Consider the following 14,277-nt stretch of genomic DNA (forward strand, 5'->3'; position numbering starts at 1 on the left):
GAGAGTAGGACGCCGCCGGACTCAACTTCAGCAACACCAGGAAACCCCTGACCGTGATCGGTCAGGGGTTTCCTGCGTTAACGGGCCGACCCGCACACCGCCACCGCAGGTCGGGTAGCCTGGCGCGCCGGTAGGATCGTGTGGTCATGACTGCACCGTTCACCACTGCCACCGGCTCCGACGTCCGAGTCCGTTTCTGCCCGAGCCCGACCGGGACCCCGCACGTGGGGCTCATCCGGACGGCCCTGTTCAACTGGGCCTACGCGCGCCACACCGGCGGCAAGCTCGTGTTCCGCATCGAGGACACCGACGCCGCTCGGGACAGCGAGGAGTCCTACGAGCAGATCCTCGACGCGCTCCGGTGGCTCCGGCTCGACTGGGACGAGGGCGTCGAGGTGGGCGGTCCGCACGGTCCGTACCGCCAGTCCGAACGCTCGGACGTGTACGAGGACGTCATCGCGAAGCTGCGTGCGTCCGGCCACGTCTACGAGTCGTACGTGACACCGGAGGAGATGGAGGCCCGGAACACGGCCGCCGGTCGCGACCCGAAGCAGGGGTACGACAACCACGAGCGCGACCTGACCGAGGCCGAGCGCCAGGCATTCCGCGACGAGGGGCGGCAGCCGGCGCTGCGGCTGCGTGTGCCCGACCGCGACCTCAGCTTCGACGACCTGGTGCGCGGCGAGATCACCTTCAAGCAGGGCACCTTCCCGGACTTCGTGGTGGTCCGCCCCAACGGCAAGCCGCTGTACACGTTCACGAACCCGGTCGACGACGCCCTGATGGGGATCACCCACGTGCTGCGCGGTGAGGACCTGCTGTCGTCGACCCCGCGGCAGATCGCGCTGTACGAGGCGCTCGTCGAGGTCGGCATCACCGACGTCGTCCCCCGCTTCGGACACCTCCCGTACGTCATGGGGGAGGGCAACAAGAAGCTCTCGAAGCGCGACCCCGAGTCGAACCTGTTCCACCACCGTGCCGCCGGCATGGTGCCGGAGGGGCTCCTCAACTACCTCGCGCTGCTCGGCTGGTCGATCGGCCCGGACCGCGACGTCTTCTCGTCGGACGAGATGGTCGCCGCGTTCGACGTCGTCGACGTGAACCCGAACCCCGCCCGCTTCGACCACAAGAAGGCCGAGGCGATCAACGGTGACCACATCCGTCTGCTCGACGCCGACGACTTCCGCGGACGCCTGCTGCCGTACCTGACGGACTTCGTGTCGGTGCCGCCGACCGCCGAGCAGGAGCGGGTGCTCGCGGCGGCGGCCCCGCTGGTCCAGGAGCGCATGCAGCTCCTCGGCGAGGCTCCGGCGATGCTCGGCTTCCTGTTCACGACCGACGACGAGCTCGTGGTCGAGGACGACGCCCGCGCCACGCTGAAGGACGACGCCGGGGACGTGCTCCACGCCGGGGTCACCGCGCTCGAGGGCGTCGAGGACTGGACGACCGGGTCGATCGAGGCAGCCCTGCGGTCCTCCCTCATCGACGGCATGGGCCTCAAGCCGCGCGTGGCGTTCGGACCGCTCCGCGTCGCCGTGTCCGGGCGCCGGATCAGCCCGCCGCTGTTCGAGTCCATGGAGATCCTCGGCAAGGAGTCCACACTCACCCGTCTCCGCCGACTCGCGGACCGCTGACACCGTCGTGGTGACGACTCCGGGTGCGCGGGACGGCGACGTCCTGTCCGTCGACGTAGCGGTCATCGGTGCCGGTCCGGCCGGGCTGAGCGCCGCGCTCAACCTGGTCCGCGCCCGGCGCACGGTGCTGCTCGTCGACGCGAACCGACCGCGCAACGCCGCCACACTGCGCTCGCACGGCTTCGTCACGCGCGACGGGATCTCGCCGCTCGAGCTCCGGAAGCTCGGCCGGGTCGAGGTCGAGTCCTACCCGGAGGCGACCGTCGTGCAGTCGGTCGTCGACCGCGTGGCCCGCGACGGTGACGGCTGGTCGGTGCACGGTTCCTCCCGCGGGGCCGAGCTGCAGGCCCGCGCGCGGGCCGTCGTGGTCGCGACGGGGCTCCGGGAGGAGTTCCCGGCACTGCCGTCCCTGCGAGCCCTCTACGGCACGTCGGTGCACAGCTGCGTCGAGTGCGACGGGTACGAGCACGCAGGGCAGCCCCTCGCGTTCCTGTGCGAGACGCCCGACGTGGTGGACCGCGCGTTGCTCGTCGGTTCGTGGACCGACGACCTGGTGGTCTACACGAACGGTGCCGCGGTGCTGGACGATGCCGGCCGTGCGCGACTGTCGGCGGCGGGCGTGACGGTCGACGAACGGCCCGTGGCCGACCTCGAGGGCGGTCGGGACGGCCTCACCGGTGTCCGCCTGGCGGACGGCGACGTGCGGCCGCACACCGGAGCGTTCGTGCGACCCCTGTGGCACGCCGACCTCGACTGGCTCGACGCGCCGGCGGACCGGGACGCCGAAGGGCTCCTCCGCGCGGACCGCGTCGGTCGGACCCGGGTGCCCGGGCTGTACGCCGTCGGGGACGTCACCCCGCCGGGTCCCGAGCAGCTCGTCGTGGCAGCCGGTCACGGGGCGTCGACGGCAGCCGCGGTGCACCGGGACCTGGTGGGTGGTCTCGAGGACCTCCGGGATGCTGTACAGTAGTTGATCGTGCCCCGGACAACGGGGAACGGAAGGCCAGCAGGCCTTTTGGGGTATGGTGTAATTGGCAACACAGCGGTTTCTGGTACCGTCGTTCTTGGTTCGAGTCCAGGTACCCCAGCTCGAAGGAAAAGCCCCCGGGAGATCCCGGGGGCTTTTCCCGTTCCCGGGCGCCTCGTACGAGGAGACACGCCCGGATCGACACGGAACGCCCGAATCAACACCCGGCGCGCGAACGGACGCGGAACGCCCGAATCAACACCCGGCGCGCGAACGGACGCGGAACGCCCGGAACGACACCGGACGCCGGCACCGAGGAGCGCCGGTGTCCCGGAGGTGTCGACGGTCGGTCCGTCGTGGTCGGCGTCCGGGCAGGAGCCCGCTCGGCGTCAGTCGGCCGCGCGGTACGCCACGACCCAGTCGACGAGCACGTGCCCGTCGGACCCCGCCGGCACGCGGGCGTCGCCGATCGCGGTCTCGGCCTGCAGGGTGACGCGCATCGGCACTCTCGGCACGGCGCCCGCCGTCGAGGCGACGAGTGCACCGTCCCACCAGAAGCGCACGACGTCGGCGGTCCACTCGACGGTGGCGACGTGCCAGTCCTGCTGGCCGCCCGGCACCGTCGGAGCGTCCTCCGGCAGGAACCGCATGGTGCGGTCCGCAGCGTCGAAGCTGCCCGGCACCGCCGACACCGGGCGGACGTCGCCGCCCAGGTCGCCCTCCGGCCAGTCGATCTCGCCCTCGTTCCAGTCGCCCGACAGCGGCCAGAGGAGCATCACGAACTTGTAGCCGGGGGCGTCACCGGCCCGGTAGCGGATCGAGACGCGCTGGTGCGTGTACGACCGGTAGCCCGCGGGCAGCACGGCCGCGACGAGTGGCTGACCGTCCTCGGTCCGCAGGTGGAAGTCGAGCGTCGAGTCGTGGACCGAGACGACCTCGTCCGGGTGGTAGATCCCCTTGCCCGAGGTGTCGCGGAACCCGCGGTACTCGGCCATCGCCGGGTAGACCGCGAGCAGGTCGCCGTGGGCGGCGTCGCGGTCGAAGTCCTCGGCGAGGTACGGGACCCAGCGGACCCCGCCCGACTCGACCGTCCCCGAGGGCATCTCCGCGGGCACGGCACGGTCGGCCCGGCGGATCGCCGTCGGCAGGACGACGGCCACGGTGCCGGTCAGCGCCGCGGCGCCGACGAGTCCCGCGACGACCGCACCGCGGCGCAGCACGTCGCGCCGTGTGGGGCCCGGTTCGGGCGTCGCGGGCTCACGCCGCACGGGCGACCTCGTAGATCCGGACACCGTCGCGGTCGTAGCGCAGCGTCCCGCGATCCGCTGCCGAACGTTCGAGGGCGTCGACCTCCGCGCCCGTCGCGGTGCCGCGGGCGACCACGTCCGCGCGCTCGGCGTCGGAGAACACCAGCCACGCGTCCCCGCCGTGCGCCCGGTCCGCGAGCGACTCGTCGAGGTCGGCCGGCGTGATGCCGTCCGGGTACCACTGCGTGAGGTCGCCCAGCGACTGCACCTGGCCCCAGCGCTGCAGGTACGCGGGGTACCCGGCGCCGATGACGGCAGGGAAGCCGCCGACGGTCGTCAGGGTGTCGTCCGCCGTGAAGCGGCCGTCCAGCCACCGCGCCGCCAGGACCTCGCCGGCTGGCGTCCGGTTCGCCTGCTCGGCCTGGAACGTCGTCGCGACGAAGAGCAGCGTCGTGACGCCGACCAGTGCGCCGGTGAGCAGGAGACGGAGCCGACGCCCGTGCAGCGCGTGGACGGCGGCGATCGCCAGGAAGGGCGCCGAGAAGAGCACGACGCGGAACCTGCCCTCACCCCCGTAGCTCTGCCCGAGGACGAGCACGACCGGGCACGCGGCGAGCCAGAGCACGAGCAGTGCCCGGTGGCCGTGACCGGCACGCACCGTCCGCACGATGCCGACCAGGGCGACGACCGCGACCAGGGCGGTGAGGGCGAGCACCCCGCGGCTCTGCAGGGTGGTCGCGAGCGACGGGATCGCGATCGACGTCGAGGCGGCCGTGGCGTTGCTCACCGGGTCGAACCCGGTGGTCAGGCCGAACTTCTCCTGCACGTAGTCGAGGTTCGGCAGGAGGTACAGCAGCGGTGCGGCGACGACGGGCAGCGCGGTCCACCAGGGTCGGACGACCCCGATCACGACGAGCGGGACGAACGCGGCGACGAGCACGTAGGGCGTGAGCTGGTGCGACGCCGTGATCACCGCCTGGAGGAGCACGACCAGGACCACCGCGGTGACGGTCGCGGTGCGGGTGGCGGCGGTACCGGGGTCGACGGCCGCGGCGGTCCCACAGGTCGGCACGATCGGTGCCCGGCGGGCCCGGAGCAGCCGGGAGACGACACCGACGATCCCGCGCCCGAGCGCGTTCGGGGTGCTGCGCAGCGTGGTGAGCACGACGAGCACGACGGCGAGGAAGAGCGCGAAGGCGAACGCCTGCGGTGAGTAGTAGTCCTGACCGACCCAGTTCGCGGCGCTGAAGACCACGGCGGCCGTGACCGCCCAGCGGCCCCGGAGCCCGAGCGCCCGGGCGATGCCGAGGACGAGGGCACCGTCGAGCAGGGCGAACGCGACCTCCACGAAGCGGACCGGCGCGGCGGCGTCCGTGGTCCCCGTGACGGAACCGAGGAAGGCGCTCACCGCGAAGAAGCCCGGCCAGCGGTTGTAGATGTCGATCGCCGGGTCGACCGAGCCGTGCTGCTGGATGTACGCGGTGACGGCGATGTGCTTGAAGACCCAGGGCGGTCGGGGCTCGGCAGCCGCGAGGTTCGCCGTGCCGTACACGACCACGACGAGCACGGCGGCGGTGGCGGTGCCGAGCGCGGCCGGGAACCGACGGTCGACCAGCGCGACGACGGTCACCGCGAGGACCGTACCGGCACCGACCCACCACACCGGGGGGACGGCGGTGAGCAGGCCCCACTCGCCGAGCGCCCCTCTGGTGGTCTGCGCCGTGCCGACGACCCAGAGCGCGACCCCCGTGACGAGCACGCCGCCGCCGACCGCGAGCCGGACGACCGTACCGTCGCGGCGTGCTGCCCAGGCGGAGCGGACGGCGTGCTGCACCGACGCCCGGTCGGACGACCGGGCCGTGACGACCCCGTGCGCCAGCGCCGCCCAGCCGCTGACGACGAGGACGAGGCCCGCCGCCGGGACGGGGGCCCAGCGCTGGGTCCAGACCATGGCGAGGGCGACGACGGTGTCGACCGCGGCACCGGCGACGAGGACGAGCGCCGCCCGGCTCACCGGCTCGGTCAGGCGGAGGGGCCGGACGACGGCCGTCCCGGGCACGACGAGGAGCGCCGTCAGGACCACGGCGGTCTGCACCGGACCGGTCGTCCCGGTGAGCAGCACCGCCGTCGCCGCGAACGCCAGCACCGCGGCAGCGACCGCCGGCAGCGGGGACCGGTGCACCCGGTGCGCCCGGCGGAGTTCCACCCGCGTGGGCGCCGTCGCGGTCACGGGGTGACCACCGCGGTGGTGAGGGGCATCGGGCGTTCCTTCGGGTCGGGTGCCGGCTGTCGAGGCAAGTCGACCATCGTCGACCGCCACCGACGAGGGTGCCGACGGTGTTGTGCGGGTGCCCTGCGGCATTGCGGCATCACGCACGGTCGCGTTCGCTCCTGCGGGGGAACCGCAGGCTCCCCGCGGCCGCGTTGACGCCACCGCCGGGGCCGACGACGGTGGTCCCATGACCTCCACGCCGCCGCGACCGTCGTCGTCCCGCCTCGTGCTCGAGCGCACGATGGCGAGCCCCGAGCCGCCCACCTGGCCGGGTGCGGTCTGGGTCGGCGCCGTCGACGCGCACGAGGTCCCCGACGGCGACGTCGCGATCCCGCTGGCGGACGCCGCCGGCCACCGGACGGCGCGGCTCCTCGTCCGTGCGGGCACGTCGCCCCGGGGCTTCGTCGACCTGCCCGTCACCGACGGGGCGGTCGACGCCTCCGAGCTCCGCGCGGCCGTCGACGCGCTGCCCCCGGCCGAGCACCCGCCCGTGCCGGTGCGGCTCCCGAGCACGACCGTCGTGCTCTGCACCCGCGACCGCGCCGACCAGCTCGCCGACGCCCTGCGGTCGGTCCTCGCGCTCGACCACCCCGACCTGGAGGTCGTCGTGGTCGACAACGCGCCGTCCGACGACGCCACCCGTCGACTCGTCACCGCGCCCGGCACCGACCCGCGCATCCGGTACGTGCTCGAGCCGACGCCCGGGCTGTCCAGCGCCCGGAACGCCGGTGTCCGCGCCGCCCGCGGCGAGGTCGTCGCGTTCACCGACGACGACGTGGTGGTCGACCGCGGGTGGCTCCGTGCCCTCGCGTCCGGCTTCGCCCGCGGGGAGGACGTCGTGTGCGTCAGCGGGCTCGTGGCGAGCGGCGAGCTCCGCACGCCGGCCCAGCGCTGGTTCGACGAACGGGTGACCTGGTCGCGGAACCTCACCCCGCGGGTGTTTCGGCTCACCGCCCCGCCGGCGGACCGGCCGCTCTTCCCGTTCTCGGTGGGCGACTACGGCACCGGGGCGAACTTCGCGATGCGCCGTGACGCGGTGCTCGCGCTCGGGGGCTTCGACGAGGCGCTCGGCGTCGGCACCGCCACGGGCGGCGGCGAGGACATCGACGTCTTCGCCCGCGTGGTGCTCTCCGGCGCGGCCCTCGCGGTCGAGCCCTCCGCCCTGGTCTGGCACCGGCACCGCGCCGACGTCGCCGCACTCCGCACCCAGGCGGTCGGGTACGGCACCGGGCTCGGGGCGTGGCTGACGAAGACCGCCCTCCGGCCACGGACGCTCGGGATGGCGCTGGTCCGCGCGCCCGGCGCGGTCCGGCACCTGCTCGCCGGGGCGGCAGTCCCCGCAGCGGACGTCGCCGGTGGGCCGGCGCGCTCCGACCCCGTCCCCGCAGCGGGTGACAGCGCCTTCGACCGCGAGGTCGCCGCGGTGCGCGGCGTCGAGCTCCGCGCCGTGCTGCGGGGTGTCGGTCGCTACGCGCGGTCCCGTCACACGGTGCGCGCCCGCTCGGCTGCCGCCCGCCGGACCTCCTGATCCGGCACGCGGTCCGACCGCGTGCCGACCGGGAGGCGCGCCGTGCGCCCGCACCGCGGTCTGCGGCCCGGCCCGGTACCGGACCGCAGCGACCGTCGCGCGGCCGCACCCCGCGCCGCGACGCGACGACGTGCGGGACGTCGGACGAACGGTCCACCCGTCCCGCCCCTCCCGGTCGCCACGTGGCGCGTCGGGCGGTGCGTCGGAGCGTCAGCACGTGCCTCCCGGCCGCCGTGCCCGCACGATCCGCGCCCGCTTGCGGGATTCCGTACGCGCGGTCGCGGCTGCCGCAACGCACCCCGCGCCGCGTTGACCGGTGACCACGGCGCGGACGAAGGTGGGACCGCCGCGGGAACGGCGTACCCCCGTCCCCGCGGTGAGAGCACCCCACCCGCCCCACGGACCATCCCCACACGTCCCACCGGCGCCCACCCAGCGCCGGACCGACGGGACACGACCCACGCAGCCTGAACCCGACAGGAGCACCATGAGCACCACCGTCCGACCCCGAGACCCCCGTGTCTCGGTCGTCATCCCCGCACGCAACGAGGCGCGCAACCTCGAGATCATCCTGCCGATGCTGCCGCCCGTGCACGAGGTGATCCTCGTCGACGGGAACTCGGTCGACGACACCGTCGCGACCGCGCGGCGCCTGATGCCGTCGATCACGGTCGTGCAGCAGACCCGGAAGGGCAAGGGCAACGCACTGGCCTGCGGCTTCGAGGCGGTCACCGGCGACGTCGTCGTCATGTTCGACGCGGACTGCTCCGCGGACGCCGCCGAGATCCCGCGCTTCGTCGACGCCCTCGTCGCCGGTGCCGACGTCGCCAAGGGGTCCCGGTACGCGCCCGGCGGCGGCAGCGACGACATCACGGTGATCCGGGGCCTCGGCAACAAGGGGCTCAACATCATCTCGAACCTGCTGCTCGGTGCGCGGTACACGGACCTCTGCTACGGCTACAACGCGTTCTGGGCGGACACGCTGCCGACGGTCGGTCTGCTGTCCTCGACGCTCCCGCAGCCCGCCGACGGATCGATGCGGTGGGGTGACGGCTTCGAGATCGAGACGATCCTGACCTGCCGGTGGTCCGCCGCCGGCTTCGCGATCACCGAGGTCCCGAGCCACGAGAAGCTCCGCGTGCACGGCACGAGCAACCTCAACGCCGTGAGCGACGGCATCCGCGTCCTCACCTCGATCATGCACGAGCGTCGTCGCGCCGGCGAGGTCGCCGCCCGCGCCCGTCTCGCGCCGACGCCGGTGCGCGCCCGCGCCGTTGCGGAGCCGGTGGCCGTCCTCGACGAGGAAGCCGCGTGAGCCTGCCCACGGTCGCGGTCGTCATCTGCGCCTACACCCAGCAGCGCTGGGGCGACCTGCAGGCAGCCGTGGAGTCGGCGAAGCGGCAGCCCGAGGCCACCGAGGTCGTCGTCGTGATCGACCACGAGCCCGAGCTGCTGCTCCGCGCCGCGGCCAGGTGGCCCGAGCTGCGGGTCGTCCCGAACGCCGAGGAGCGCGGCCTGTCCGGCGCCCGGAACACGGGCGTGGCACTCGCCGCGTCCGACGTCGTGGCCTTCCTCGACGACGACGCCGCGGCGGACCCGGACTGGCTGATGCACCTCGTCGAGTCCCTCGAGCTGCCCGACGTCGTCGGGGTCGGCGGCCGCGCGACCCCGTCGTGGCCGGACACCACCGGCGCCGGACCGTTCCCGGACGAGCTGCTCTGGATCGTCGGCTGCAGCTACACCGGGCTGCCGACCGAGGCCGGCGACGTCCGGAACGTGATCGGGTCGAGCATGGCGTTCCGGCGGGACGTCCTGCTCGCCGCGGGCGGGTTCCGGTCCGGCATCGGTCGGGTCGGCAACCAGCCGCTGGGCTGCGAGGAGACCGAGCTCTGCATCCGGATCGCCCAGATGCGCCCGACGGCCCGGATCCGCTACGAGCCGCGGTCGAACGTCTCGCACCGCGTGTCGGCCGACCGGGTGTCGATGCGGTACGTCCGTCGTCGCAGTTACTACGAGGGGATCTCGAAGGCCGTCCTGAGCCGACGGGTCGGTGCGCGGGACTCGCTCTCGAGCGAGGGCACCTACCTGACCCGGGTGCTGCCGGGGGCGCTCCTGCGCGAGCTCGGGACGGTCGGCCGTGGTGGTGGTGTCCGTGCGCTCGCGATCGTGACGAGCGTCGTCGCCACGGTGACCGGGTACGCGGTCGGGCGGACGTTCGGCGCCGTCGTGGTGCGGGCGACGGCGCCGGCTCCGGAGCCCGTCGCGGTCTGACCCCGGCAGATGCAAGGCCCCCGGTACCCCGAGTGGGTACCGGGGGCCTCGCGCGTGCTGCCCGGGCGGGCGTCGGTGCGCGCGGGTGCAGGTCAGCGCGAGCCGCCGCGGGCCGCCCGGAGCCGCTGCAGGAACCAGGGCAGGCAGGCGACGACGCCGACGATGCGCACGACGTCCCAGACGGTGTCCTGCGGGGCGAGCAGGGAGGCCGCAGCCAGGAGCACGGCCGGCACCACGACGAGGGGGACCCGGCGGGCGGGTCCACGCCACAGCCTCCGGTCCCGCAGCGCGGCCTGCTGCAGCACGGCGAGCAGCGCGTACGACAGCACCGTGGACAGCGCGGCGCCGGCGATGCCGAGCGGTGGGACGAGCAGCAGGTTCGCGCCGACGTTCACGGCGGCGGCGGTGGCGGCGATCACCCCGACGGCGACACCGCGGCGCTCCACGACGAGCAGTCGTCCGGTGGCGCCGCTCGCGACGACCGGGAAGGCCGTCAGGGCGACGACGAACACCACGACCGACAGCTCCTCGACCCGGTACGAGGGCGGTGCCAGCACCGGGAGCGCGACCGGCGACACGAGGGTCACGGCGAGGAGCACCGGCGCGAGGAGCAGGTACAGCTCGTCACGCGCGTGCATCGCGAGGCGCCGTCGTGCGGCGGCGTCGCGGAGCGCGGCGAAGTGCGGCGCCCACGCGCTGTTCGTGAAGGTCAGGAGCAGGACGACCGCCGAACCGACGACGTAGGCGATCTGGTACCGGGCCACCTCGTCGGGTCCGAGGAGGCGTTGCACGACGATGCGGTCCCCGGCGTTCAGGACGAAGTAGGACAGGTTGCCCAGCGCGATCGGCACGCCGAGCCGGAAGGCGCGTGCCGTCGTCGCGTGGTCGACCAGCCCCCGCAGGCGCGGGCGGACGGCGACGACGCCGATCACCATCGCCACGCCCTGCGCGACCACGCCGCCCCAGGCGTAGGTGGTCGCGTCGGCGTGCACGAGCACGAGGAGGCCGAGGCCGATGACCGAGCCGCCCACCGACGACAGCAGGCTGGTGACCGCGAAGACGCGGATCCGGTCCTGCGCCACGAGGAGCGCCAGCGACGTCTGCACGACCGCCGCGGGCAGCGTCCAGAGCACCGCGACCAGGAGGAGCGGGTGCTCGCCGACGAAGCCGGCCGCGTCACCCCACGCCGGCAGCGACCCCAGCGCCGCGAGCGTGACGAGGCTCGCGAGGACCGCACCGACCGGGACGAGCCCGCGGGCCCGACGGTCGTCGCCGTCCTCGGCGCGTTGCAGCACCGCCGCCTGGTCGAGTCCGGCCACGGCGAGGACGCCGAGCGCCTGGAAGAGCGCGATGGCGGACGCGAGCACGCCGAACTCCGACGGCGGAAGCAGGTGCGCGAGGACGGGGGAGACGAGCGAGCTGACGACCAGCTGCATGGACCAGACGACCACGTAGAGCATGCCCCGGCCGAAGAGCGCCGAGGCACCCGTGCGGACGGCGGTGCTGCCGGTGTCGGTGCTGCCGGTGTCCGTGCCGGCGGTGCTGCCGGGGCTGCTCGTGGTGTCGCGGGTACGGGCGACGTGCCGCCCGGCGCGCCGCACCGTCGTCGTCCGCGTCGCACTCCCGGTGTCGGACGGGACGCTCACGGCGCGGTGGCCCCGGCGGGACGGTGCGCCCGCAGGCCGACGGCCGCGTCGACGAGGTCGAGCAGGTCGGCGCTGCGGCTCGTGGAGAACTTCCGCGCGAACAGGTACGGCGGCTGGTCGTCCGGACCGGTCCAGTGCTCCAGCAGGCGTCCGGCGTCCGGCGTCCCGAGCCACGGCGGGCTCTTCATCCGGGTACCGTCCCACCCGATGTACCAGAGCGGGTGCTCGAGGTGCTCGTCGGCGAACCCCGGGACGAGTGCGGGGGAGTTCAGGATCGAGGCCACGAGCGACTCGTCGGCGATCCACACGCGGCGCCAGAAGCGCACGAGGTCCGGGCGGGCGTCCACGACGTCGACCACGGCCTGCGCGTGCTCGCGACTGATCAGCTTCACCTGGGACCCACCGGTCAGGACGACCCCACGCGGCAGCCGACGCGGCACCGGCAGCCGCAGCATGTGCTTGCGCCACGCCCAGTGGCGGTAGCGGAACCGCGACCAGCCCCCGCCGCGCCAGTCCGGGTGCGGGAGCGGGTGGGTGACGAGGAACGAACGACCGGGGTGGCGCCCGAGCACCGCGCGCACCTCGTCGGCGGTGGCGAGCGGGTAGTCGCTGCCCGTCAGGACGGCGATGTGGCTCGCATCCGTCCCGGCGAGCGCGGCGCGGTACCCGGCGAGCTCCGCTGCTGCGTTCTCCCACCGCGCCCATCCGGTGCGCCGGCGGTCGAGCAGGTGGACGCGCGACGGGAGCCCGTCGGTCATCGCGTCGTGCACGGCGGCCGGAGTGCGGACGTCGCAGTGCAGGAAGACGGGGCAGGGGTCCAGCGCCTCGAGGAGTCGGCGGACCTGGGTCGCGTCCTCGTGTGCGAGGACGACGCAGGCGAGCTCCGCGGTGGGGGTGGGCATGCGAGCGACGCTAACTCCGGCCCCGGAGCCCGACAAGGAACCGCCGGGGCGGCTGCGGGGATGCAGCGGTTTCCCGCACGCGCTACCGCTCGAGCGCGGCGGTCAGCCCCGGCGACGGAAGCGCGGGCAGTCGCAGAGCGCGCAGTCCGAGCCGCGTCGGTAGTGCTCGTGCGCCTCCCGCTGGTGGCCGCACGCGCACGTGGCGGTGTCCGTCGCGCTCGGTGCGACGAGGTGCAGCACCGGCGCTGGACCCGTGGCGTCGTCCGCCGGGACGTCACGGCGCTCGGTGTCGGTACCCAGCAGCATGCGCCCTCCTCGCGCCCGACGCAGTCGTCGGGACGTGACCGATCCTACGGTCACGCGTGGCGCCGCGCCTCCGGTCACCCGGCGAGGGGACGTCCCGCCCCGACGGCGCGCCAGCGTCGACGACTGCGGAGCCATGCGGACGGTCCCGCGGGGAATCCCCGGAGCTCGTGGTACGCCAGCGACCGTGGCACCGGTGTGCTCGCCGGAGCCGGGAGGGTCGGGTCCGCGGCCGGTCGGTGGTCGGCGCCACGGCCGCGGAACAGGGCCGCTGCCGCGACCCGGGCCTTCGCCGTCGCTGCGAGGGGGACGAGCCGAGCGAGGACGGCGACGTGTCGTCGGTCCCGGGCCACGAGTGCGCAGAGCAGGGCGGCGAACCCGACGCCGTTGCCGTGCAGCTGCGCGTGCAGCTCCGCGACGGTCCGGCGGTGCCGGTGGTGCACGACGGCGCGGGGTTCGAAGCCGATGCGTCCGCCGCGCCAGAGGGTCTCGACGAACATCGCCAGGTCCTCGCCGCCGCGTGCGGGGGACCCGGCGCCGAGGGTCGGGTCGAACCCACCGACCGACTCGAGCAGTGTCCGGCGGAACGCCATGTTCGCGCCGGCGCCGTACGCACCGATGCCGTACACCGGGAACCGTCGCCGGACCGAGCCGTCCGGTCGCACCGCGGCCACGCGGGCGAAGCGCATCGCGCCGGGCACGTCCTCGGGGACGATGGTCACCGGCTCGAAGGAGCGCTCGCCGCTGAAGCCGCCGTAGTACGCCTCGTACCAGACCTGCGCGGGCGTCGCGAGCTCGGTCGGCAGGACCACGCCGACGACGGCGTCGAGCTCCGGCTCCCGGACGAAGCGCTCGCCGAGGGCACGGAGCCAGCGCGGGTCGACCTGCACGTCGTCGTCGGTGAACGCCACGACCTCGCCACGTGCCGCAGCGACCCCCGCGTTCCGCCCGGCGGACAGCCCGGGGCGCCGTTCCTCGACGAGTCGGACACGGCGTCCCGCGAGCAGGGCCGGCAGCGGGTCGTCCTCCGGGACCCGGACACGGTTGTCGACCACGATGACCTCGTGCTCCGGGTGGTCGTGGCGCTCGAGGGCGTCGAGCAACCGACCGAGGCCCTCGACGCGGTCGACCACGGTGGACACGACGACGGAGACCGACGGAAGGTCGTCGTCGTGCACGGGGGCCGGCGCGGTCGGGGTGGTCCCGGACGACGATGCGGCGAGCGCCCGCAGCACCCGCGCGGCGTCGGACGGGTCGGCCGTCAGCGTCAGCCCGGCCGTGCAGACGGGGTACCCGTCGCGGCGTCCGACGACGAGGGCCTCAGTGCCGGTCCCGTCGGCGACGAGCTCCGGCAGCGCGGCATCGAGGTCGACATGCACGACGCGCCGGGGTCCGGGCAGGGCGACGGCGGTGGTGGTGGCCATGTCCCGGACGCTACGGGCACGCATCGACGTCCGACAACGGCGTGCCAGGACCGTGGCGGGACCGGTGCGGAACCCCGCAGCCA

11 protein-coding genes and 1 tRNA gene are annotated in these 14,277 nt (G+C 74.4%); 6 read left to right on the forward strand and 6 right to left on the reverse strand.

All coding sequences use genetic code 11. The features are described from left to right. Positions 1–146: 146 nt before the first annotated feature. From gltX to ACIP6W_RS07375, 3 genes are all read left to right on the forward strand, one after another. Complete coding sequence (gene gltX / locus ACIP6W_RS07365) at positions 147–1,634, forward strand: glutamate--tRNA ligase (protein WP_251155140.1); 1,488 nt, start codon at positions 147–149, stop codon at positions 1,632–1,634. A gap of 10 nt (positions 1,635–1,644) precedes the next feature. Further along, positions 1,645–2,604 carry an NAD(P)/FAD-dependent oxidoreductase gene (locus ACIP6W_RS07370; RefSeq protein ID WP_400428891.1) on the forward strand — a complete coding sequence of 320 codons (960 nt, stop codon included), beginning with the start codon at positions 1,645–1,647 and terminating at the stop codon, positions 2,602–2,604. Positions 2,605–2,650: 46 nt separating this feature from the next. After that, positions 2,651–2,722, forward strand: a tRNA-Gln gene (locus ACIP6W_RS07375). A gap of 268 nt (positions 2,723–2,990) precedes the next feature. On the opposite strand, the gene ACIP6W_RS07380 is transcribed toward ACIP6W_RS07375, so the two are convergent. Both ACIP6W_RS07380 and ACIP6W_RS07385 read right to left on the reverse strand, forming a co-directional pair. Then, positions 2,991–3,869: a glycoside hydrolase family 16 protein gene (locus ACIP6W_RS07380; RefSeq protein WP_271827093.1), complete on the reverse strand. Its 879-nt coding sequence runs from the start codon at positions 3,867–3,869 to the stop codon at positions 2,991–2,993. Continuing rightward, on the reverse strand, positions 3,859–6,078 hold the full coding sequence (locus ACIP6W_RS07385; protein WP_400428893.1) for a hypothetical protein: 2,220 nt from the start codon (positions 6,076–6,078) through the stop codon (positions 3,859–3,861). Before ACIP6W_RS07385 ends, ACIP6W_RS07380 begins: the two co-directional genes overlap by 11 nt. A gap of 229 nt (positions 6,079–6,307) precedes the next feature. On the opposite strand from ACIP6W_RS07385, the gene ACIP6W_RS07390 reads away from it, so the two are divergent. The 3 genes from ACIP6W_RS07390 to ACIP6W_RS07400 all read left to right on the forward strand — a co-directional run bounded on the left by ACIP6W_RS07390 (position 6,308) and on the right by ACIP6W_RS07400 (position 9,919). Beyond that, positions 6,308–7,648: a glycosyltransferase family 2 protein gene (locus tag ACIP6W_RS07390; protein ID WP_271827091.1), complete on the forward strand. Its 1,341-nt coding sequence runs from the start codon at positions 6,308–6,310 to the stop codon at positions 7,646–7,648. A 487-nt stretch (positions 7,649–8,135) separates the two neighbouring features. Then, a complete protein-coding gene (locus ACIP6W_RS07395; RefSeq protein WP_066654892.1) occupies positions 8,136–8,963 on the forward strand; it encodes a glycosyltransferase family 2 protein in 828 nt (275 codons plus the stop codon). Further along, entirely contained in the window at positions 8,960–9,919 is a 960-nt protein-coding gene (locus ACIP6W_RS07400; protein WP_251159663.1) for a glycosyltransferase family 2 protein, read from the forward strand. Before ACIP6W_RS07395 ends, ACIP6W_RS07400 begins: the two co-directional genes overlap by 4 nt. Before the next feature lie 92 nt (positions 9,920–10,011). Here the strand turns inward: ACIP6W_RS07400 and ACIP6W_RS07405 are convergent, their stop codons facing one another. The 4 genes from ACIP6W_RS07405 to ACIP6W_RS07420 form a co-directional block, all read right to left on the reverse strand. Continuing rightward, complete coding sequence (locus tag ACIP6W_RS07405) at positions 10,012–11,565, reverse strand: lipopolysaccharide biosynthesis protein (RefSeq protein WP_400428895.1); 1,554 nt, start codon at positions 11,563–11,565, stop codon at positions 10,012–10,014. Next, positions 11,562–12,467, reverse strand: coding sequence for a beta-1,6-N-acetylglucosaminyltransferase (locus ACIP6W_RS07410; RefSeq protein WP_209682167.1), 906 nt, complete (start codon positions 12,465–12,467; stop codon positions 11,562–11,564). The genes ACIP6W_RS07405 and ACIP6W_RS07410 overlap by 4 nt, the downstream gene beginning before the upstream one ends. Before the next feature lie 102 nt (positions 12,468–12,569). Next, a complete protein-coding gene (locus ACIP6W_RS07415; RefSeq protein ID WP_209682169.1) occupies positions 12,570–12,773 on the reverse strand; it encodes a hypothetical protein in 204 nt (67 codons plus the stop codon). A gap of 74 nt (positions 12,774–12,847) precedes the next feature. Further along, positions 12,848–14,194: a glycosyltransferase gene (locus ACIP6W_RS07420; RefSeq protein ID WP_400428898.1), complete on the reverse strand. Its 1,347-nt coding sequence runs from the start codon at positions 14,192–14,194 to the stop codon at positions 12,848–12,850. Positions 14,195–14,277 lie beyond the last annotated feature (83 nt).

It is taken from the genome of Curtobacterium sp. NPDC088465, from assembly GCF_044753165.1.
Taxonomy (GTDB): Bacteria; Actinomycetota; Actinomycetes; order Actinomycetales; family Microbacteriaceae; genus Curtobacterium.